The 22,036-nt window shown below is 46.9% G+C and carries 14 protein-coding genes and 1 pseudogene; 9 read left to right on the forward strand and 6 right to left on the reverse strand.

All coding sequences use genetic code 11. From position 1 onward, the window contains the following. Window positions 1-53 precede the first annotated feature (53 nt). Entirely contained in the window at window positions 54-2,207 is a 2,154-nt protein-coding gene (locus Q0386_RS03980) for a TonB-dependent receptor (protein ID WP_299027396.1), read from the forward strand. 235 nt (window positions 2,208-2,442) lie between these two features. Continuing rightward, window positions 2,443-3,627 (forward strand): replication-associated recombination protein A, encoded by a 1,185-nt coding sequence (locus tag Q0386_RS03985; protein WP_299027398.1) that lies wholly within the window; start codon window positions 2,443-2,445, stop codon window positions 3,625-3,627. A gap of 68 nt (window positions 3,628-3,695) precedes the next feature. Here Q0386_RS03985 and Q0386_RS03990 read toward each other — a convergent pair whose 3' ends face one another. Continuing rightward, the gene (locus Q0386_RS03990; RefSeq protein WP_299027400.1) at window positions 3,696-3,821 is read right to left on the reverse strand and encodes a hypothetical protein; all 126 of its coding nucleotides are present in this window, start codon (window positions 3,819-3,821) and stop codon (window positions 3,696-3,698) included. A gap of 147 nt (window positions 3,822-3,968) precedes the next feature. Between Q0386_RS03990 and Q0386_RS03995 the strand changes: the two genes are divergently transcribed. Further along, window positions 3,969-5,381 (forward strand): sodium:alanine symporter family protein, encoded by a 1,413-nt coding sequence (locus tag Q0386_RS03995; RefSeq protein ID WP_299027403.1) that lies wholly within the window; start codon window positions 3,969-3,971, stop codon window positions 5,379-5,381. Window positions 5,382-5,500: 119 nt separating this feature from the next. Continuing rightward, entirely contained in the window at window positions 5,501-9,952 is a 4,452-nt protein-coding gene (locus Q0386_RS04000; RefSeq protein ID WP_299027406.1) for a hypothetical protein, read from the forward strand. Window positions 9,953-10,574: 622 nt separating this feature from the next. Here the strand turns inward: Q0386_RS04000 and Q0386_RS04005 are convergent. Both Q0386_RS04005 and purM read right to left on the reverse strand, forming a co-directional pair. Next, window positions 10,575-11,819 carry a Zn-dependent hydrolase gene (locus tag Q0386_RS04005; protein WP_299027409.1) on the reverse strand — a complete coding sequence of 415 codons (1,245 nt, stop codon included), beginning with the start codon at window positions 11,817-11,819 and terminating at the stop codon, window positions 10,575-10,577. A gap of 402 nt (window positions 11,820-12,221) precedes the next feature. Continuing rightward, window positions 12,222-13,205 (reverse strand): phosphoribosylformylglycinamidine cyclo-ligase, encoded by a 984-nt coding sequence (purM, locus tag Q0386_RS04010; protein ID WP_299027412.1) that lies wholly within the window; start codon window positions 13,203-13,205, stop codon window positions 12,222-12,224. A 72-nt stretch (window positions 13,206-13,277) separates the two neighbouring features. Here purM and coaE point away from each other — a divergent pair, with 72 nt between their 5' ends. Further along, window positions 13,278-13,943, forward strand: a complete 666-nt coding sequence (coaE, locus tag Q0386_RS04015) for a dephospho-CoA kinase (RefSeq protein WP_299027414.1) — start codon at window positions 13,278-13,280, stop codon at window positions 13,941-13,943. A gap of 120 nt (window positions 13,944-14,063) precedes the next feature. On the opposite strand, the gene Q0386_RS04020 is transcribed toward coaE, so the two are convergent. From Q0386_RS04020 to rpmI, 3 genes are all read right to left on the reverse strand, one after another. Further along, a complete protein-coding gene (locus tag Q0386_RS04020) occupies window positions 14,064-14,552 on the reverse strand; it encodes a hypothetical protein (protein WP_299027417.1) in 489 nt (162 codons plus the stop codon). Window positions 14,553-14,709: 157 nt separating this feature from the next. Next, entirely contained in the window at window positions 14,710-15,063 is a 354-nt protein-coding gene (gene rplT / locus Q0386_RS04025) for a 50S ribosomal protein L20 (RefSeq protein WP_299027421.1), read from the reverse strand. A gap of 82 nt (window positions 15,064-15,145) precedes the next feature. Beyond that, window positions 15,146-15,337 carry a 50S ribosomal protein L35 gene (gene rpmI, locus Q0386_RS04030; protein WP_002944195.1) on the reverse strand — a complete coding sequence of 64 codons (192 nt, stop codon included), beginning with the start codon at window positions 15,335-15,337 and terminating at the stop codon, window positions 15,146-15,148. A gap of 212 nt (window positions 15,338-15,549) precedes the next feature. Here rpmI and Q0386_RS04035 point away from each other — a divergent pair. The 4 genes and pseudogenes from Q0386_RS04035 to Q0386_RS04050 all read left to right on the forward strand — a co-directional run bounded on the left by Q0386_RS04035 (window position 15,550) and on the right by Q0386_RS04050 (window position 22,032). Beyond that, window positions 15,550-17,048, forward strand: a pseudogene (locus Q0386_RS04035) (C69 family dipeptidase). Window positions 17,049-17,506: 458 nt separating this feature from the next. Further along, complete coding sequence (gene metE / locus Q0386_RS04040) at window positions 17,507-19,780, forward strand: 5-methyltetrahydropteroyltriglutamate--homocysteine S-methyltransferase (RefSeq protein ID WP_299027428.1); 2,274 nt, start codon at window positions 17,507-17,509, stop codon at window positions 19,778-19,780. Between the two features lie 228 nt (window positions 19,781-20,008). Continuing rightward, window positions 20,009-20,890, forward strand: a complete 882-nt coding sequence (locus Q0386_RS04045; protein WP_299027431.1) for a methylenetetrahydrofolate reductase — start codon at window positions 20,009-20,011, stop codon at window positions 20,888-20,890. An 8-nt stretch (window positions 20,891-20,898) separates the two neighbouring features. Then, on the forward strand, window positions 20,899-22,032 hold the full coding sequence (locus Q0386_RS04050) for a DUF3137 domain-containing protein (protein WP_299027434.1): 1,134 nt from the start codon (window positions 20,899-20,901) through the stop codon (window positions 22,030-22,032). Window positions 22,033-22,036 lie beyond the last annotated feature (4 nt).

A 22,036-nucleotide genomic window follows, 5' to 3' on the forward strand; every position in this document is an offset into this window, starting at 1 on the left:
AAAAATAGATAAAATTATACCTATTATCAATTTCTTAATATAAAGGGGATGTTATGGGTAAATTTAGCATTATAGCGGCTACAGTTTTGCTGAGCGCAGCCTCGGCTCTCGCGCAGACTGGAGGAGTGGACGGCAAATTTAAGCGAGCCGATAGTAATGCTACGGGATCTGTAAAGCTAGATATGGTATCCGTCACGGCAAACAGGAGCGAAACCGACGTCGCTAAATACGCCGGCCAGGTCAGCGTCCTAAATCAAAACGACCTAGTTAAATCGCCGTCCGTTATCGACGCTATCGGCTCAGTGCCCGGCGTGATGCTTGGCAACGACCACGGTAGACAAGTCGGCCAATACTACAACATCCGCGGCTTTGGCTACCAAAGCGAAGCGCGCGTCATCATCGAACAAGACGGTATCAAGCGCTCGCCTTCGCTTTTTTCTAATCAAATTTCAACCTTTCGCGTGGATAACGACTTGCTAAAACGCGTCGAGGTCGTAAAGGGTGCTAGCTCGGTGCTGCACGGTAGCGGCGCAGTCGGCGGTATCGTTAGTATGAGAACCAAAGACGTGAGCGACTTTATAAACCCGGGCAGCGACTACGGCGTCACGATCGGCCATCGTCAGGAAAGTAATCACATGAACTCTAATCGAGCCGCCATCGCAGCTAAACCTACGGAAAATTTCGGCCTTTTACTATACGGCAAGCACGCGGACTTTGGCAAGATAAAGATGGCTAGAGACGGCAAGCGCTCGGGCGTGAAATACGCGGAAAACGACGAGCAGGTAAACACTGTCTTTGCCAAAACCGAGTGGGCGATAACCGACGAGCATGCTTTGGAGGCTAGTGTATTTAACTACCACGAAAAATTCTCCTCTTCGCCTTGGCAGTCGCTTTTCTGGAGTGAGGACGCGGAGCTACCTACCTCGGGACGTCTAAAACAGCGAGACTATAGTGTGATATATAAGTACACTCCGCTAAATAACAGATGGATAAATTTCTCCGCTCAGTATTACAACGCAAAAGCTCTAAATCATAGGATCAGAACGGGCTTTAGCAGAGGCAATCCCGTCTACATCGACTACAAAAACAAAGACGACAGATGGGGTGTTAGGCTCAAAAACGAAAGCCTCTTTGAAACCGGCGTGCTAGAGCACAGACTAGTCACCGGTATCGACTACGAACACAGAAAAGAGGACGCGATATTTTGGCACAACGGTGCGCTTAGCGACTTTGGTTCGTTTCCAAATTTTTACAAAGACCTCGGTATATACGCGCAAGACGTATTTAGCGTAGGTAGATTCGAGTTTACTTTAGGCGGCAGGTTTGATAAATTTAAACGCGGAGTCAAAAACGGCGATCACAACTCATACTCCGAGTCTAGGTTTTCTCCAAAACTCGGCCTTGCGTACGAGGTCTTTGACGGCGTAAATTTACTCGCAGGCTACGCAGAGACATTTAGAGGACCGACGCCAAACGAGACGTCATCGGCCGGCCCGTTAAATCCGCACTACTGGTACATACCAAATCCCGACCTAAAACCTGAAATCGCAAAAGAATACGAAGTAGGCTTTTCTGTCGATAAGCAGGGGCTTTTGGGCGACGACGAGCTGTATTTTAAGGCTACCTACTACGACGGCAACATCAAAGATATGATAAATCTAAAAGCAAGACCGGACAAGGGCAACCCGCCGTTTGACGCCGAAGCGCCGGGCAGACGCTACGGTATGTACGAAAACGTCGATAACGCAAAGCGCCGAGGCGTCGAGATCGAGTCCAAATACGCGATAAACAACCTTACATTCTCGCTCGGATACGACCATACGAAAATCTACGACAAAGCGACCAAAAAGATACTCACCGTCTACGCCGACAAGCTAACTTTAGGCGCGATGTATAGATACGAGCCGTGGGGACTTAGTCTGGGCGGCGATATGACGCACTGGTTTAGACCTAACAACGACGAGAAATACTACGTCGTGCGCGGTCAAAAATACGAATACGTAGACGAAACCTTTACTATCGTAAATTTTAAAGGTAGATGGGAGCCGAAAAATTTCGACAGCTATCTGCTAAACAAAGGGCTAAAAATCAGCTTTGGCGTAAACAATATCTTTAATAAAGAATACATTTTCGCAAACGGATTTAAAAATACGACCAGAGTGGGCAAAGGCAGAAACTTCTACGTAGATTTTGAAAAAACGTTTTAGCTTGACTCGGCAAGCGGACTAAATTTGACTAAATTTAGCTTAAATTAGGTCCGCTTTAGCCATTAAATTTGCCGTTTTTGACGGCTTGTTTTTGTCTAAATTTGAGTTTGCGAGGGCAGGGCGCTAACATCAAATTTTGCTTTTTTACCCGCTCAAATTTGACCCGCCCGCTCCCGCAAATCCGCTTCTTAATTTAAATTTGACTATAATGCCTTAAAATTTAAAAGGAGCAAATTTGCAAAATTTCGCCTTGAAATTTCGCCCGCGCAGCTTAGACGAGATATGTGGACAGCGCGAGCTGGTGGGCGTTTTTAAAAAATTTATCGAAAACAAAAAAATCCCGCACAGCATATTTTACGGGCCTGCAGGCTGCGGCAAAACTAGCTTTGCTCGCGTCGTCGCACGGTCGATGGAGTATGATTTTTACGAATTTGATGGCGGAAATTTAAAGATCGACGAATTTCGCAAAATCCTAAAAAACCACGAAAATGCGCTTTCTAAGCCGCTATTTTTCATCGACGAGATCCACCGCCTCAGCAAAACGCAGCAAGAAGCCCTGTTAATCCCGATGGAAAACTACCGCGCCGCCATCATCGGAGCCAGCACGGAAAATCCCTATTTCACGCTAAGCTCTGGCATTCGCAGCCGCTCGATGCTTTTTGAGTTTAAGCCGCTTGCGAGCGAGGATTTTGAAAAATTGCTTGAGCGCGTGAGGGGCGAGGTCAAATTTGATATCTCGGACGAAGCCAAAGCCTATCTCGTAAAAAGTAGCGGCGGAGATGCGCGCGGGCTGCTAAATTTGCTCGAGTTTGCCGTGAGTCTGGGCGAAGAAATAACGTTAGAGAATTTAAAAACGCTAAGAGCTAACGCGGTTAGCGAAGGCGTTAGCGAGGACGATGTGCATTACGGGCTAGCAAGTGCGTTTATAAAAAGCCTGCGCGGTAGCGACGAAAATGCCGTTATGTACTATCTGGCGCGGCTTATCGACGCTGGCGAGAGTGCGGATTTTATCGCGCGAAGGATGGCGATATTTGCCAGCGAGGATATCGGTAACGCCAATCCTAACGCGCTAAATTTAGCCGCTAACGCGCTAGCTGCCGTTAGCAAGATTGGATTTCCCGAAGCGCGCATAATTCTCGCTCAATGCGCGATGTATCTGGCTCACTCGCCAAAGTCAAACTCCAGCTACAAGGCCATAAACGCCGCGCTAGCCTACGTGAAAAACGAGCCGCCGCTAGCCATCCCGCCCTATCTCATCAACACCGCGCCCGAGGCCAAGGACTATCTGTATCCGCACAGTTTCGGCGGCTGGGTAGATCAAAAATACCTTGAAAAGCCGCTTAAATTTTACGAGAGCAACGGCATCGGCTTTGAAAAGACGCTGGACGAGTGGCTGGTTAAAATAAAATCTAAGGGTTAAATTTACGCCGACTCAAATTTGCCCTACCGGCTTATTAAATTTTAGAGGAAGTATTGCGGTCAAATTTGCTACGTTTTTAGTTTTTGGGTTTTTACAGACTTGTTAAATTTCTCGGCAAAATCTCGTAAAACCGCCGTTAAATTTGCAAAGCAGCGAGAAAGTCCAACTAAAACAAAACCCGCCGTCCAAATCAAGAATATCCTTTAAAACCACCCGCCCTGTCAAATTCAACTCAAATTTTACCTATATTTTTAAAATAGGCTAAAAAATTTTTATTATTTATTTTAGTTTTATATTTTTTTAAATATACTTGAAAAATTTTAAAAAATAAAGGCAAATCCATGCTCACCGACCTCATAAGCTCTATAAATTCATTCCTTTGGGGGCCGTATTTCCTTATCGCGCTACTTTGCGGTACGGGGCTTTATTTTACGATTAGGCTTCGTTTCGTACAGATTTTTAAGTTTAAAATGGGGCTTAATAGGCTTTTTGGCAACTTCTCATTGCACGGCGAAGCGGCAGGAAAATCGGGCATGAGTTCGTTTCAGGCGGTCGCTACGGCCGTCGCGGCGCAGGTGGGCACGGGTAACCTCGTGGGTGCCACAACCGCGCTCATCATGGGCGGACCGGGCGCGATATTTTGGATGTGGTGTGCGGCGTTTTTAGGCATGGCGACGAATTTCGCAGAGATCTGCCTCGCGCAAATTTACCGCACCAAAGACGACAGCGGCCACATGATCGGCGGGCCGGCGTTTTATATCAGCCGCGGACTAAAGAGCCGTTATGCCAAGCTTTTGGCAGCGTTTTTCGCGCTGGCGATCATCTTGGCGCTCGGATTTATGGGAAACATGGTGCAGGCCAACTCGATCTCGGACGGATTTAAGGGCGCGTTTGGCATACCGCAGTGGGCGAGCGGACTATTTTTGGCGGCGATTTGCGCTATGATCTTTATCGGTGGCGTCAAAGCCATCGCCAGAGTTGCCGAAAAAATCGTGCCTATCATGGCAATCCTCTACGTCGCGGTCGGACTTGTGATCATTTGCTTTAATCTTGATAAAATTCCCGGTGTCATAGCGCTTATATTTGAAGCCGCGTTTAATCCATCCGCAGCATGGGGCGGCGCGACAGGGGCCACGATCGCTACGGCGATGAGATACGGTATCGCGCGCGGACTGTTTTCAAACGAAGCCGGCATGGGCTCGACCCCCCACGCGCACGCCGCGGCTAACGTCAAACACCCAGTCGATCAGGCGGTGCTCGGTATCATGAGCGTGTTTGTCGATACCTTTATCGTGCTAAATATCACCGTTTTTGTCGTGCTTAGCGCCGACGTGATACATTTTGAAAACGGCAAAGCCGTGCTAACCGGTATCTCGCTCGTGCAAGAGGCGTTTTCGACGCATGTTTTGGGGCATGCGGGCGGCTATGGATTCGTGGCGATTTGCTTGTTTTTCTTTGCTTTTACGACGATTTTGGGCTGGTACTACTTCGCTGAGATCAACGTACGCTATCTTTTTGGAGCCAAATTCGTGCGAATCTTGCAGATATTAGTCGTAGGATTTGTGTTTGCGGGCAGCTTGCTAAAGATAAATTTCGTCTGGGAGCTGGCCGATATGTTTAACGGTCTCATGGTGCTTCCGAACCTGATCGCCATCATTGCGCTTAGCCCCGTCGTGGTTAAGCTCCTAAAAGACCACGATGCGGGCAAAGAATACGAACAAAAAAACTATGTAAGAGAGCCGAATTTATTTTAAAAAACTTAAAAATTTAATGTAACTACTATTTTATATATTTTTGCTATAATTTTAAGAATTGATTTCAGTTAGATTTGTTACAATTTCCTATATTTTTAATCTAAATCCAGGAGATCGTTATGAATATAACTCAGACGCAAATTTCTGCGCTTTACGTCGGACTCTTCGGCAGATCGAGCGAAGGCTCGGGCAGTAAGGCTTGGCTGGGTGCTGCAAATACGCAAAATTTAAGCGTGTCTACCATCGCAAACACGATGCTAGACACAGTAGCGGCAAAAGAGTTTTTCGGCGATAGCGTAAACGAAAACGCAAATTTCGTCGAGCATATATACGCTAACGTATTTGGCAAAGGCGGAGCTAATCTAGACAAAGAGGGCAAAGCCGGTTGGACGAAAAAGCTAAACGACGGCGAAGATAGAGGAAAGGTCGCGGCCGATATGCTAAAGGCCGCTTGCGACCCCGTTCACTCAAGTGCCGCCGACGAAGCTACGAAAAACGCGCATAATCTCTTGATAAACAAGATAATCGCCTCAAACGTCGTAGCGGACCTCATTAAAGACGTTCCAAACGGCGGCGATATAAAAGAGCAACTAAAAGCTTTTATGCAGATAAATAAAACCATTACACCCCACTCAAACGCAAGCGACATCAAAAACGCCGTGCTAGCGGGCGCTAAAAGCTTAATTTTGACCGTAGACGAGGCAAAGTTAGACGCTGCGCTAGATGCCAACTCTAAGGTAAAAATCATCTCTGGCGTAACCGGCAAAACGGAGGATGAAATCTCAAAAGAACTCGCTCCAAAACCCGCCCCTACGCCGGATCCTAAGCCTGACCCTACGCCGGATCCAAAACCTCAACCTCAGCCGGGTCCTAAACCGACCCCAACTCCAGACCCCAAGCCGCAACCTAAGCCTACTCCAAACGACGGCGTAGAGGGCGCGCTAAAACAGATGCTAGCATCCGCCTCATCGACCGAGGTCATCGGCTACTCGGCGAAGATAGAACACGGCGGTAAAAAATACTTCGTAAGCATAAGAAGTGCGGATAATGACGGTGTAAATTTAAGTGCCGATCAAAAGATAAATTTATCGGTCCAAAACGGCGCGGTTAAAACCGCCGAGGGCAAGACGCTAAAAGCCGATGTTTATACGGTAAAAAACTTCCCGACGGGCGATAGCTTGGAGGCGGAAAAAGGCACGGCGATACTTGGCGCATTTACCAAAGACGGGCACGAATTTAGCGCCAAAGATCAAGAAAACGGCGTCCCTTATAGCCACAGCCTCCAGCCTAGATCGGGCGTTAAATTTAACGACAATGGCTTTTTCGAGCGGCCGTTTGGCCTGGTAGAGGGCACGGCAGACGGCGTCAGCGCGCAAAAAGTAGATAAAGGCGCGGGCGGTATGGTTTATAAGCTCGTAAAAGACGGACAAACGACTTATTACGTTACAAATAAAGAGGCTGTTCCGCATTTTAACTCGCATACCGGCACCGTCGTCATAGAGGGCGCAAAACCCGGCGACAAGGTCAAATTTGCAGGAGGCGCAGACTCGCTTACGCAGGCTCAAAACGAGGACGGACTGCAAGCGGGCGCAAAGCAGTTTATCAAAGACGGCGACGACACTATCCTCTACGCTAACGGCAAAAACTCGGGCTTTAGCAACTCGGATGATTTAAAGATCGTATTTAAAGGCGTAAGCATTGATCCGACCACAAAAGACGGAGCCTTTACGCTAAAGCAAAATATTTTAGCCGACGGCGCCATCAAGGCAACCGACGCGCAGGGCTTTACCAAGCTCTTTGACGATGCGCCCGCTCTTAAGCTAGACGGCACGGAAAGCGTCTATAAAAAAGAGGGCAAATTTTACCAAGACGCGCAAGCCACCAAGCCTTTAGACGCGGATGCGCTAAACATAAAGGCCGTTAAATTTGATAACGGCGACGTTTATACCTTTAGTTCTGCGAAAAAATCGCAATCCAAAGATGCGGTAAAAGCCTACGACGAACAAAGCTTAAGCTCAAATTCGCAAAAAGGCGACGCGCTAAAAAGCGGCGATACGACTTACGAGTTTTTCGGCAAAGGCAACGTCGCAAAGATATCAAGCGATGATTTTTCGTTTGAAAACGGCGCGCAGTATCTAGGCTCGCTAAATTTAGACGGAGCCAAAAACATAACCAAAGAGTCGTTTTTATCCGGCAAGCTAGGAGATAAAATCCTACCTAACGCGTACTCAAACATAACTACGGGCGGAGTTAAATTCGAGCTCAAGCAAAACGGCGATATAAAATCTTTAGTCGCAAGCTTTGAAAAGGCTAAGGATATATTAAGCGGTGCGCTAAAAGACAGGATCGCAGACGGCGCGGTAGAGCTTAGCAAAGATAGCACGCTAACAAACGCTCAGCTACAAACGTTAGCTCAAAATGCCGCTAAATTTGCTAACGGCGCGGTAAAATCGGCCGTTCTAAGCGTAGCCGAACTAACGTCTCTCAACAAAGATGCTGCGGATAAAATCGCAAATTCGGCCGTAACGCTAACGGATAAAGACGCGTTTAGTAAAGAGTCTCTAAAGGCTTTAGGCGCGTTTAGCGACAAGCTAAAAGACGGCGCGATAGCTAATACGCAAAAGCTAAGCGCGGCTGATTTTTACGAAATTTTCGGCAAAGGCTTTCTATCTAGCGACAAGCTCTCAAGCTATAAGATCGCAAACGGCGCCCTAGAGATCGAAGATAGCGCGAATAATTTACAAAACGCAGTAGAAAATAGGCTGAATTATTTCAGCGAAAAGATAAAATCCATAAAAACCTCAGATGGTGCGGAGCTAAAAATCTCGGCTACGAATTTTAATAAAATCGGCGCGGATAAATTTGACGCTAACGATAACATAAAACTAACGCGCGTTAGCTCAAACGATAAGGATGCCGTGCTAAGCGACAAGGTGGATAGCTTTGAAATCAACAAAACACTAGAAGTAAGCGTAGACGAATACGCTAAATTTGCCGCTAAACTCGTAGGAAAAGGCAAATTTGATATCGCAGACGACTTTAAAAAAATCATGAAATTTTTAAAGACGGCGGATGTTTCAAAGATAGAAACGCTAAATTTAAACGATAAAAACATCGAACTCGGCGCGAGCGACGTGGAAGAGCTAGCTAAGCTTAACGATCTAAATTTGCATACTAAATACGGCACGCAAATCACGCTAAAGCAAAGCGCGCAAGAGCTAAATGCGGACGGTTCAAAGCTACTAAAGGCCTTTGCGGGGCTATCTTTTGGCGCCGGCAATGCCAAAAAACAGATCGACGTGCAAGGAGACGGCGTTTTAGAGCTTGATAAGGATACGTTTGAAACTTTTAAATTTGCCGCAGACGACAATCTAAAAATAACAAACGTAACAGGCTCGGTCTACGCAAGCGACGCCAAAGAAACCTTTACCTTTAAGCAAGACGCGTCTAGAGTCGTTATAAATGCCTTATCTAACGGCGACAAGCTTGATTTCTCCAGGTTAGCTTCTAACGTAACGTCTATCGGCGATCTAAACGTCGCCGCAGACGCGCAAACGCAGCTACAAGACGGCAAAATTTACTACGTTAGCGGTACGGCGGCAGGCTTTGCGTCCGGGTTTGATAAGATTTTCGGCGAAGGTAAGGCTTTTTTAACCAAAGCCGCAGGCAACGAAAAATCGATAATCCTAGCTAAAACTTACAGCGGTTTTGAGATATATAAGGTCGAAAATAACAGCGATAACGTAATAACCAAGGATGAGGTAAAATATATAGGCTCCGTTAGCGCGCACCGAGACTTTAATCTTAGCGCGGATAACATCGTGCTAGCGGCCGCATCAAAAAGCCTTAGCGCGGCGCAGTTTGCGACCGAAGTGGCAAAAGGCGCCGGCGGGCTAAATTTGCTAGATACGGCGGAAAACATAAAGCAAAATTTGGCGAATTTAATCTCAAACAAAGACAAAATAGCAAGCATTAGCAGCAGCGATGATAAGCCTATAAATTTAACCGCCTCGCAGCTAGGCGAGCTAAAAGGCAAATTTGCCCCTAGCCAAACACTAAAAATAAGCGAGGCACTAAAGGACGGCAAAACCGCGAGCGCGGACGGGGGCAAATACATCTTTACGCCAGATAAAGACGAGAAAAACTGGCAGCTGGAGAAATTCGGCGCAGACGATAAGCTTGATTTTTCAAAGGTATTTGAGGGCAAGCAGTTAAGCGTGGGTGAGTTTAACCTGAACGCAAACGGGCAAAAGGCAACGCTGCAAGACGGCAAAATCTATAAAGCCGAGCTAAGCTTTACGCCGTCAAATCAAGGCGGCGGCGCAAATAGCGAGCTAAACGCGCTTAAAAAGGTGTTTGAAGAGTCGTTTGAAAAAGGCGCAAAAGCCCTGCTCATCGCTAAAAACCTCAAGCAAGAGAGCAACTCGTACTCCTATAACTACATCTATAAGATCGAGGACGACGGCAACGGCAAGCTAGACCAGGGCGACATCAAGCTGCTAGGAGTCGTAAATACGAATAGCGGCTTTCAAAACAACTACGACATAACCGCGGCTAACGCGGAGCTGTAGTGTTGCGATAAAATTTAGTCGGCCGAGTCGGTCGGCTAAATTTAATTTATACCTTAACCCAAAATAAAGCGCTTGGCCGCAATTATTGACTTTACATCTATTTTTAACCACAATGCTTCGCTTTTAAAATTTATCGCGAATTTTAAACTAAAACAAATTTAAAGTGCCAAAATAAAAAAATTCTGCTTTCTTTGGCTGTAGCGGCGAGCTTATCACAGGTCTATGCGGCGCAACCCGTGCAAACGCAAACAAGTGCGCAGATCTAACATATAGGTTGGGGCGGCGATCTTCATCCACAATCGCGTCAAGCTAAACGCGAATGACCGCAGACGGGCGGCTATGGATATATTTCGGGTCAAGAACAGCAAGATCGTCTAGCGTCCGGATATCATCCAAGACATACCCGAAAAAAGCGAAAATGACGATACTATGTTTTAATTTTAGCCCGTTTTAGGGCTAAATCATCCGCAAAATTCGTAAAACTAAAATCCAAATTTAGCCGCCGAGTCGCCGAAAAAGCGAGCGAAATTTAAACCGAAATTTAAGACGAATGTTTTGCGCTAAATGCGAATTTAAGCCGTCTTTGTCTGATTTTCGCCGCCTGCTGAATTTAGCCTTAGGCTCAAGCTCTCTCCGCCGTTTCTAAAACCACGTTTTTTAGTAAATTTACGCCGTTAGCGATATCGCTCCAGCTGGAAAATTCCGCCGGATTGTGGCTGATGCCGTCTTTAGACGGGATGAAAATCATCGCCGTAGGACATAGCGCGCTCATATGCATAGCATCATGCCCCGCGCCGCTTGGCATGATTTCATGACTAAGCCCGAGAGCCGCGGCTTTTTGGGCGATGAGTTTGATGAGGCGGCCGTCCAGCGCGCATGGCTCATCGAAGGCTAGCTGCTTGATCTCGCATTTGACGCCGCGCTGAGCCTCGATGCGCGAGATTCCAGCCAGGATCTGCTCGTATGCCGCCTCGCGCGTGCACAGGTCAATGCCGCGCAGGTCGATTAGTAGCGTAGTTTCGCCTGGCACGACGTTCATAACGCCCGGTTTTACCGTGCAGTTGCCCGCGGTCGCCACCATACCGTTTGCCGCGTTTTCGCGCGCGATGCTCTCGACGGCCAGCACTATCTGCGCCGCCGCGCAAAGCGCGTCGTGACGGTACTTCATCGCGGTCGTGCCGGAGTGCTGAGCTTGGCCCTGCACGCGCACGCTAAATCTATGCGGCGCGGCGATGGCGCTCACGACGCCGATTTGGATATTTTCGTTATCTAGTAGAGGCCCTTGCTCAATGTGTAGCTCGAAAAAGCTCTCGTAGTTTGGTGTCAAATTTTTAGCCTTTTCGATGCTCGCTAGATCGATGCCAAACTCCGCAAAAATCTCGCCGATAGCGCGTCCCTGAAAGTCGCGCACCTCTTTAAGTTTTTCAAAACCAAGCTTGCCGCACATTACCTTGCTGCCAAGCGTCGCGATGTTAAATCGGCTCGACTCCTCGCACTCAAAGACGATGAGCTCGAGCGGCCTACGCGTCTGCACGCCCTCGTCGTTTAGCGATCTAATCAGCTCTAGCCCGCCCAGGACACCTAGGATGCCGTCAAATTCGCCGCCGTTTATCACGGTATCTAGATGCGAGCCAAACGCTACCGCCGGTAGTTCAGGCTCTGTACCCTCGCGCCTAGCAAAGATATTTCCGATCGCGTCTATGCGTACTTTTAGCCCCGCCTCTTTACAGCGCGCGATAAATAGCTCTCTGGCGGCCTTGTCCTCGCGCGTGTAGGCTAGGCGGCTCATCCCAGCGCCGAAACTCTCGTCGTTGATTGCGTTTATCTCGCTAAAAAGCGCCTTAAGTCTATCTAAATTTATGCTCATCGCCCGTCCTTTGTATTTAAAATTTACCAAATTCTAGCCAAGAAGCATTAAATTTATACTTTAATATTTTTATTTAATACAATATTTAATTTTTGGAGTTTAGATAATGTTTGATATATAAGAGCTAACAAACGCTAACGTTAGTTTTATTAAAATTTAGCGCTAAAATCGGCTTTTGAATATAGAATTTACAAACAGATAAAGTAAAAACTTTATACCATAACATACTAAATTTTACTAACAAATTGCCCGGTTTGAGATATGATTTTGCAGAAAATATTATGGTCAAATTTAAACAAAAGCAGTGGTTTTTGAGAGGAGCGGTTGGCAACATAAATTTGCCACCTAAAAATCTTTGGCTCGTAGCGTATTTTGCGGCGAGCCAAAGTTAAATTTGCCTGCTTAAACTAGCTGTGCGCCCGCGCCTTTTACGATCTCGCCGATGACGTAGCCGTCGGTATTTGCTAGTACGAAAGCTACGTTTTCTTTCGGCGCTACGACGATCATACCTACGCCCATATTAAACGTTCTCATCATCTCGGCGGGCTCTACCTTTTGCGCGATGATTTTAAAGATCTCAGGCGTGCGGATCGCGGCATGCTCGATCTTCGCGCCCAGCCCCTCCGGAAATACGCGCGGCAGATTTTCCACGATGCCACCGCCAGTGATATGTGCGAGCGCGTGGATTTTATCTTTTAAATTTAAAAAGTCGCCGACGTAGATCCTAGTCGGCTCCAAAAGCACGTCGATGAGTGCGCGACCGTCCACTTTGTCGTCAAATTTTAGCCCCAGCTCGGCGACCACTTTTCGTGCGAGCGAGAAGCCGTTTGAGTGCAGGCCGCTGCTAGGAAGCGCGATGAGCACGTCGCCTTCACGCACAAATTTGCTGCGGTCGATCTCGTCCTCTTCGGCGATACCCACGGCAAAGCCCGCGAGGTCGAAGTCGCCTTTTTCATACATCGAGGGCATCTCCGCCGTCTCGCCGCCGATAAGCGCGCAACGCGCGAGTTTGCAGCCCTCGGCGATGCTTTTTACGACCTCTTTGGCGTCCGCGATCTCGAGTTTCGCCGTCGCGTAGTAGTCGAGGAAAAATAGCGGCTCGGCGAAGTTGCAGATGAGGTCGTTTACGCACATCGCGACGAGGTCTTGACCTACGCCGTCAAATTTGCGCGCGTCGATTGCGAGTCGTAGCTTTGTACCCACGCCATCAGTAGCGCCCAGAATCGCGGGCTTTTTGTAGCCCGCAGGCAGCCTCACCGCGCCGCTAAACGAGCCGATACCGCCCAAAACGTGCGGAGTTTGCGCCCTTTTGACGAACGGTTTTATCGCGTTTATGAACTCATTTCCCGCGTCTATATCGACGCCAGCGTCTTTGTAGCTTATCAAATTTTTCCTCCAAGATGGTATAATTTCGCAGATTTTAGCTAAAATCGAATAAAAACGCTATAAAGGCCCACCTTGAAATTTAAACACGCCGTCGTCATCACGGGCAGTATCGGTAGCGGCAAGAGCGCGGTTTGCGAGCTACTTCGTGATCGCGGATTTGAGATCATCGACGCCGATAAGATTTCGCATGACGTTTTGGATCGCTGCGCCGTGCAGGTGGCTGAAATTTTCGGCACGCAATACGTCATGCAAAAAGACGCACAGGGCGAAAATTTAGGCTCACACACGGAATTTGACACTAGCGGCGATGAGAAAAATTTGACCGATTCGTGCGCCTCGGTGGACCGCAAAAAGCTAGGCGAGCTGGTGTTTAAAAGCCCGGCGGAGCTTGCAAAGCTCGAAGCGCTGCTGCATCCGAAGATAACAGCTGAAATTTTATCGCAGGCGCAGGCTTTGGAGGCGAAAGGAAGGCTTTACTTCGTCGATATTCCGCTGTTTTTCGAGGGCAAGAGGTATGGGTTTTTCGACAAAGTGGCGGTCGTTTATGCGCCTAAAGATACGCTGATCGCGCGCGTGATGAAGCGAAACGGGCTGGATTACGCCGCTGCAAAGCACCGTGTGGAGCTACAAACTGATATCGAGCAAAAGCGCGCCATGGCGGATTTTGTTATAGATAATAGCGGTGATTTGCAAAATTTAAGAGATGAAACCGGGTCTTTTTTGGAAAAAATAGCTTAACCTGTTATGACACGGCATTTTATGCTATTTAAACACTGCTTTAGTTGCTTGGCAGCGCAGTTTGGCGTCATATCTAGCCCTGCTGCTACTTGTGACGCAAGCTACGCTGATTATTTTAGTTTATTTGCACTCTTTGCTTTCAAGTTTTACCCGAATAAGCTCTTTGTTCTTTATATAATAAACAAAATCGACGCCGTCAGCTATCTCTCGTACCGCCTTTAATCGCATATCTTCGCAAAATTCTTTTTTGAGTTCCTTTGTTTGCTCGTCTTTTAGCTCGGCTATATCTTTATCATTTAGCGCGTTTTCATCCATTTCTAGCCCTTTTCCAAGCGCATATTGATAAATGATGCGACGATTTTCACAGCTGATTTTTTCGAGCGTATTTATCTCATCTAGTTTTCTCGGGAGACCTGAATTTAGTCGCACCAGCATTTCTTGCACATTTGATGCTTCGCATAGATTTTCTTTCATTTGCTCTTTTGCGTATTCTACTTTACTGCCTATAAAAACTTCTACGCCGATCCAGATCGCGACGGCGATGCCTAAGATAATAAATAAAAATTTGTTGAGTTTGTTTAGGTTTTGATTTAGTTTTTGTATATCCATTTTTGCTCCTTAAATTTGAGGCGGTATTTTATCGGAAAAAACGAAAAACAAAAATTAAAATTTGGAGCGAAATTTGTTTTATTGAGATCGGAGAAAAACAATAAATTTTATTAAACCAAAGATATAGAGAAAAGGAGCGGGAAACCGCCCCTGGGTATTATAAAGCAGCCTTTGCTTTTGAAGCTAGCTCGCTGAAAGCTTTTGCGTCATTCATAGCTAGATCGGCTAAGATTTTTCTATCAAGCTTGATATTTGCTTTTTTAAGTCCCGCGATAAAGCGCGAATAGCTAATGTCGTTTAGGCGGCACGCAGCGTTGATGCGCACTATCCACAAGCGGCGGAAGTCGCGTTTCTTGCGGCGTCTGTCGCGGTAAGCATAGACCAAACTTCTTTCTAATTGCTCTTTAGCTTTTCTAAAGTGTTTGTGTCTAGCGCTGAAAAAACCTCTAGCTAGTTTTAAAACTTTTTTATGGCGTCTTCTTCTAACTACGCCTGTTTTTACTCTTGCCATATTTATCCTTTACAAATCGGCGCTCACTGAGTGAGTCTTGCCCCAAATTCGGGGGAGTTTGGAATGACTTTTTGTCAAAAACTTAAATTCCGAGCATCGCTTTGACGCTTGCGACGTTTGTGCTGTCTACGTATTGAGGCGAGCGTAAATCTCTCTTGCGGTTGCGAGATTTTTTAGTCAAAATGTGGCTTCTAAAAGCAGAGCCTCTTTTGATCTTGTTTTTGCCCACTTTAAAACGTTTAGCAGCGCCGCGAACTGTCTTCATCTTAGGCATACTAATCCTTTTAAAATTTCTTTTACGCCTTACGCGTAAGAGTGGGATTATACCTAAAATTTCTTTAATAAATTTAAATTTGAAGGCGCGCGCGTCAAAATGCAAAACAAATTTACAATACAATCTTGAAAATAGCTTAAATTTTAGATTTAATTAATATTTTTAGTCCTATAATTTCGCTTAGATTTATTATCTCAAATCAAGGAGTAACGATGAAGATAAAGTTTCTCGCCTCTGCGGCGGTAATAAGCGCGATGTTTTGCGCAAACGCGCTAGCTTGCACGACTATTTTGGTTGGAGAGGGGCCTCCAACGACGGCTCTATGTTGATAGCTAGGAGCGCCGATAGCAAGGCGGTAAAGGCGCAGGTGTTTTTGATACATCCCAAAAAAACCAATCAAAAAGGCGTCCACAGCTCAAAGGCGCATGACGGAGCAAATGACTTCACATATCCGCTGCCAAAAGAGGGAATGAGATACACGACGATAGCAAACTCCCACACCAAGCTTCACGGTGCGGTCGGCTACAATGACGCGGGCGTCGGCATCAGCGGCACCGAGACCATATATGCTAAAGACGAACTGCTAAAAATCGATCCGTATAACGAAGCTACCGGCATCACGGAGGACGATATCCCCGACGTCTTGCTGCCTCGTATGAAAAGCGCGGCGCAGGGCGTGAAGCTGCTCGGCGAGATCGTAGAAACTACGGGTGCAGGAGAGGGTTTTGGCGTCGTGTTCGTGGATAAAAACGAGCTTTGGTACTTTGAAACGGGCACGGGTCATCACTGGATGGCGGTTAAGCTACCAAAAGACGAATACTTCGTCTCCGCAAATCAGGGCAGACTACAAAACTACAAAGAAAACGATCCCAATTTCATGGGGTCAAAGAATTTGATCAAATTTGCCCAAGATAACGGCGCTTACGATCCGGCAAAAGACGGCGAATTTCAGTTTACGAAAGCCTACACCAGAGACGACGAGAGGGATATGACTTACAACTATCCGCGCGTTTGCTGGGTGCAGCAGATGTTTAATCCCGAGCTAAAAGACAAGCAGACCCTTGATGGCGGCAGCTATCCGGTATTTTTAAAACCGGCTAAAAAGCTAAGCGTACAGGATCTAAAAACTGCGCTCAGATCCCACTATGACGGTACCGCCTACGATAACTACTCCAGCAAAGACGAAAATCAAAAAAATATCTACCGCGCCGTGAGCGTCTTTAGAACCTACGAGTCGCACGTGATGCAGGTGCGCCCGTGGCTACCGCAAGAAATCGGCCGAGTAACCTACGTGGCGCTTGGTATGTCTGATCTTGGCGTTTATTTGCCGTATTACTACGGGCTAGATAAATTTATCGACGGCTACGACAAGGGCTCGTATAAGGCCGACGACGAGTCGATCTACTGGACGTATAGAAAGCTGCAAACTCTCGTTATGATGGATTACGATAAGTATTCGCCGGTCGTAAAAAAGGCCTACAAGGAGTTTGAGGACGCGCTGGCGGTCAAACAGGCTAAATTTGAAGACGAATACGTCAAGCTCTACAAAAAAGACAAAGCCAAAGCAAACAAGCTACTAAACGAATTCTCGATAAATATGATGAAGGAAGCCAAGGCTTTAACTCGTAATCTGACTAACGAAATCTTCACGATGCTAACGGACGACACCGACGCCAAGCTAAAATCGCTAAACAAAGGCAAAAAAGACTAGGCGAGCTTACGAGGCGGGCGACGGCCTGCCTCAAATTTAGCCCGAATTTGATAAAAACTTCTTGATTTATTTTTTAAAAATCTTTATAATACGGCTCAAATTTGACCCCAAAGGATGAGCTTAATGCCTTGCCCCATGCCTGAGACTCTTTAATCTTAGCAAAAAAACCGCAAACGACTTTAAAAAAACAACCGAATTTTTAAATAATTTCACGTTTTTAAACATTAATATAAATTTATTTCTATCGCCGCGAGGGGCGCATTGTAATTGCATTTTTAAAAACAAAGCGAAGCAGCATCTGAAATTTGGGCGAAATTTATTTAGCAGGGTTTTTTATAAATTCTATTTTAGTTTGAGAAAAAGCGGTTGCCACCCGCCGTTTCTAAGCCCGCTCTTTTGAGCGACTTTGAATGAGCTTAAAATTTAAAAATAAAAAATCAAAATTTAAAGGAATCAAAATGATAAAAAGTTATGTTACGGGTTTCCCGCGAATCGGAGAAAAAAGAGAGCTAAAACGCGCACTTGAGGGTCTTTGGGCCGGCAAAGAGGGCTTTAGCGAGGAGAATTTGCTAAGCGTCGCTAAAACGCTAAAAAACAGACACTGGCAGTACCAAAAAGACGCCGAAATCTCGGCCATCAGCGTAAATGATTTTTCATTTTACGATCTTATGCTTGATAGCATCGTTGCGTTTGGCGCCGTACCGCCTAGATTTGCAAATTTGAGCGGACGAGAGCAGTATTTTGCCTGCGCGCGCGGTAACAAAACCGGCGTAGCGATGGAGATGACGAAGTGGTTTAACACAAACTACCACTACATCGTGCCTGAGCTTAGCGCTGAGACGACCTTTAAGCTCGACGCATCAAAAATCCTCGCCGAATACGAAGAGGCAAAGGCTGCGGGCGTAAAAGGCAAGGTAAATTTGATCGGACCTATTACATTTTTGGCGCTTTCAAAGACCACAGACGGCAGCTGCCCGTTTAAAAACCTAAACGCTCTAGTCGCCGAATACAAAAAGCTTCTTGAGCTACTTTCGACGCTTGACGATGAGATTTTGGTGCAGTTTGACGAGCCGATTTTTGCGACCGATAAAAACGAAGATATTCTGCTTAGCGTCATCGGCAAAGTATATAACGAACTAGCCGAAGCCGCCGGCAACGTAAAAATCTTATTTATGACGTATTTCGAACACGCGCTAAAAGCGGTCGCCGAGGTAGCGAAAACTAAAATTTACGGCATCGGACTTGATTTCGTTCACGGAAAAAGAAATTTCGAAGCGCTTGAAACTATCAAAAACAGTCACTTAACGCTATTTGCAGGCGTCATCGACGGACGAAATATCTGGAAAAGCAACATTGACGAAAAGGTAAATTTAGTCCGCGAGATCGGCGAGAAAATCGGCGGCAAAGATTTCTACGTCGGACCTAGCTGCTCGCTGCTTCACGTGCCTTATACCCTAAAATACGAAGAAAAACTAAACTCCGAGGTCAAAAGCTGGCTGAGCTTTGCCGTAGAAAAACTAGACGAGATCAAAATCATAACCAAACTAGCCAACGGCGTAGCGCTAAATGCGGCGGAGAGCAAAATTTACGAAGAGAACAAAGCTGCGGTTAAAACCCGCGCGACGTCAAATTTGATCCACTCCTCAAGCGTACAAAACCGCGTGAAAAATCTAGTCAAATTTGAGCGTGAAGATAAATTTGAAGATCGCATCAAAATCCAACGCGAAAGCCTAAACTACGGTATCCTACCGACTACGACGATAGGCAGCTTCCCGCAAACCGTCGAGCTAAGAGTGCTTCGCCAAAACTTCAAAAAAGGCGAGATCGACGCGGCCGCTTATGAAGCCGGTATCAAAAAATACATCGACGACTGCGTCAAATTTCAAGAAGATATCGGCCTAGACGTGCTAGTCCACGGCGAGCCTGAGCGTAACGACATGGTCGAGTATTTCGGCGAGCAGATCGAGGGTTACGCCTTTAGCGAGAACGGCTGGGTGCAAAGCTACGGTAGCCGCTGCGTGAAACCACCTCTACTTTTTGGCGACGTGAGCCGTCCAAAAGCGATGACGGTCGAGTGGATGAAATACGCCCAAAGCCGCACTAGCCGCATAATGAAGGGCATGCTAACGGGTCCTGTAACCATGCTAAACTGGAGCTTCGTGCGCGACGACCTACCTCGCAGCGAAGTAGCCAAGCAGCTTGCGCTTTGCATATTTGACGAGATCGCAGACCTGCAAAATGCCGGTATCCGCATCATCCAAGTGGACGAAGCGGCGTTTAAAGAGGGCTATCCGCTACGCGCCGAAAACATCCCTGCGTACGAGAAATTTGCGGTTGATTGCTTTAAGCTCTCCGTTAGCTCTGCCGAGCCTAAAACGCAGATCCACACACATATGTGCTACTCCGAGTTTAACGACATCATAAAGACTATCGAGGCGATGGACGCCGACGTAATCAGCATCGAGACCGCTCGCAGCGGCAACGAACTGCTAAAGATCTTTAAATCCGTCGGCTACAAACAAGAAGTCGGCCCAGGCGTCTACGACATCCACAGCCCGCGGGTTCCTAGTACCGACGAGATCGTGCGCCAGATCCGTGCGCTACTCGAGGTTTTGCCAAAAGAACAGCTCTGGATCAACCCTGACTGCGGCCTAAAAACGCGCAAATGGGAAGAGGTCGAGCCGAGCCTAAAAAATATGGTCGAAGCCGTCAAAATCGTAAGAAATTCATAATTTCGACCGCTTGCAACTCGGATAAATTTGCCGCTTTTGCCGCTTAAATTTGCGATGAGAGCGGCTTTTGTCCGCTAAATTTTGGGCGATGATTTTTAAGACCCGCTCAAATTTGACACGGAGCAAATTTGTCGGTAGCTGCGAATAATTTATCCTGCGCACGCGCCGTTGCAGTGTAAATTTAACCGCAAACGGCGCGATTTTCTACATTTTAAATTTGGAAATTTCATGCTAAAAGAAAAAATTTTAAACAAAGAAAAGGGGCTCGTGCTCTACGGACTAACGCCGCCCAAGGCCGAATTTGAGGAGTCCAAGCTGCGCGACATCTCGGATCGCTGGACGGGTAGGATAGAGAGCATAAACGCCGACGGGCTCGTACTTTACGAGGTGCAAGACGAGAGCGAGAGAAACGAAAGCGAGCGGACTTTTGAGTTCAGCGGGACGCTAAGCCCAGAAATTTACTACCGAGACTACCTAAACGTAGTGACTCCGAGCGTTTTTTACCGCGTGGCTAGTGGCTACGACGAGGACGCTTTTCGCGCGGCGCTAGCCGAACAAAGCTCAAATTTAAACGTGCTTGTGGGGGCTACGTCTAGCACGCAAAAAGTGCGGTTAAATTTGGCTCGCGCGTACGAGATCGCTGGCGAATTTGAAAATTTAGCCGTCGGCGGAGTGTGTATCGCCGAACGTCACGCTAAAAAGGGCGACGAGCCGCAAAGGATGCGCGAAAAGATCGCGGCTGGGGCGAAGTTTTTCATCTCGCAGGCCGTTTTTGACGCGGATGTGACGCGTAAATTTTTAGGGGACTGCGCAGCCGCAAAGATAACCGAGCCGATATTTCTCACGTTTTCAACGGCGGGCAATCCAAAAACGCTAGAGTTTATCAAATGGCTGGGTGTTAGCGTGCCAAGCGCAGTCGAGGTGCGGTTAAACGCTAGCGAGGACTATCTGGCACAAAGTTGCGAGATAATCAAAGAAATTTGGCGCGAACTAAAGAAATTTGGCAACGAAAACGGGCTAAATTTGAGCGCAAATATCGAAAGCGTGATGGCAAAGCGCGCCGAGATCGAGGCGAGTCTAGAGCTAGCTCGTGAGTTTAGGCAAATTTAGGAGCGAGGATGGCGGATACGGACGAGCTCTACGCCAAGGCAAAACGTGCCAACGCGCTCAAAAAACTCATGCGCGTAGCTGCCGTCCTGATCGCCGCGCCAGCCCTTTTTGCGCTATCAAGCGCGCTCCTAAACTACGGGCTTTACGAGCCATTTAGCTACCTTTTTATCGGCGCCATAGCCGTTCTTTTTATTGTTCCATCAGTTTGCGGATTTATAGCAAATTTTTATACAAAACCTGCGGAAACTCCAAACGAAAATGCTCAAAATTTCGTCTCTAGCGAGATTGTTGCTGAGCTGAGCGAGCTAGAAAACGAGCGCGTAAATTTAGTAGCCGCCGTCAAAAAAGCAAGCCTAATCGCCCTTGCGGTAGGCGTTTGCGTAGGCGCAGCTGCGGCGTATTTTTTAGACGCGATTTTTGGAGTGACGCTGGGGGCGATCTCGTATGCTGCGACGACCGGCCTTTTGACTGCGTCTAAAAGGCGCGAATTTAGGGCAAATTTCAAACGTCAAATCATAGAAAATATCGTAAAAAAGCACGGCCTTAGCTACGATAAAGACCGTGGGCTAGGGCTTGATGATTTTTTTACGATTTATGATTGCAGGGTCGATGAGTGGAGTAGTGAGGATCTTGTTTGGGGCAATATAGATGGCGTTAGCGTCAAATTTAGCGACTTTTACGCAGCCAAAAAGGTGAAAAAGAAAAACGGCACCGAGACGGTCGTGCAGTTTCAAGGCGTACTTTTTAAGGCGGATTTTAATAAAAAGCTAAGCTCCATAACGCAAATCGCGCACGTAAATTCGCGAAATTTAGCCATCTACGGGCAGAAGGCAAATATGGACGACGCGAGATTCAAGGAGATATTTGACGTCTATACGACCGATCAGATCGGCACTAGATACGCGCTTAGCCCGGCGCTGATGGAAAATTTTACTTTGCTTTGCCTCAGGCTAGATGCACCCGTAAATGCCGTTTTTAAGGATAATCAAATCTTTATCGCCGTAGAGACCTGGCGCGACGACTTTGAGCCAGATATCCGCAAATCGCTAATAAACAACGAAACCATAGCGCTTTACGAGAGCGAGATAGCAAGCTTTACTCAGATAGTAAAAGAGTTAAATTTAAACCGCAAAATTTGGTAATTTT

The sequence above is a fragment of the uncultured Campylobacter sp. genome, from assembly GCF_938045625.1.
GTDB lineage: Bacteria > Campylobacterota > Campylobacteria > Campylobacterales > Campylobacteraceae > Campylobacter_A.

Bases quoted from the DNA above. Each gene is read 5' to 3' on its own strand.
- Q0386_RS04005 (WP_299027409.1), bottom strand. From the start codon at position 11,819: ATGAGCATAAATTTAGATAGACTTAAGGCGCTTTTTAGCGAGATAAAC.
- Q0386_RS04050 (WP_299027434.1), top strand. From the start codon at position 20,899: ATGGCGGATACGGACGAGCTCTACGCCAAGGCAAAACGTGCCAACGCG.
- Q0386_RS03995 (WP_299027403.1), top strand. From the start codon at position 3,969: ATGCTCACCGACCTCATAAGCTCTATAAATTCATTCCTTTGGGGGCCG.
- rpmI (WP_002944195.1), bottom strand. From the start codon at position 15,337: ATGCCTAAGATGAAGACAGTTCGCGGCGCTGCTAAACGTTTTAAAGTG.
- rplT (WP_299027421.1), bottom strand. From the start codon at position 15,063: ATGGCAAGAGTAAAAACAGGCGTAGTTAGAAGAAGACGCCATAAAAAA.
- metE (WP_299027428.1), top strand. From the start codon at position 17,507: ATGATAAAAAGTTATGTTACGGGTTTCCCGCGAATCGGAGAAAAAAGA.
- Q0386_RS03980 (WP_299027396.1), top strand. From the start codon at position 54: ATGGGTAAATTTAGCATTATAGCGGCTACAGTTTTGCTGAGCGCAGCC.
- Q0386_RS04000 (WP_299027406.1), top strand. From the start codon at position 5,501: ATGAATATAACTCAGACGCAAATTTCTGCGCTTTACGTCGGACTCTTC.
- Q0386_RS04045 (WP_299027431.1), top strand. From the start codon at position 20,009: ATGCTAAAAGAAAAAATTTTAAACAAAGAAAAGGGGCTCGTGCTCTAC.
- Q0386_RS04020 (WP_299027417.1), bottom strand. From the start codon at position 14,552: ATGGATATACAAAAACTAAATCAAAACCTAAACAAACTCAACAAATTT.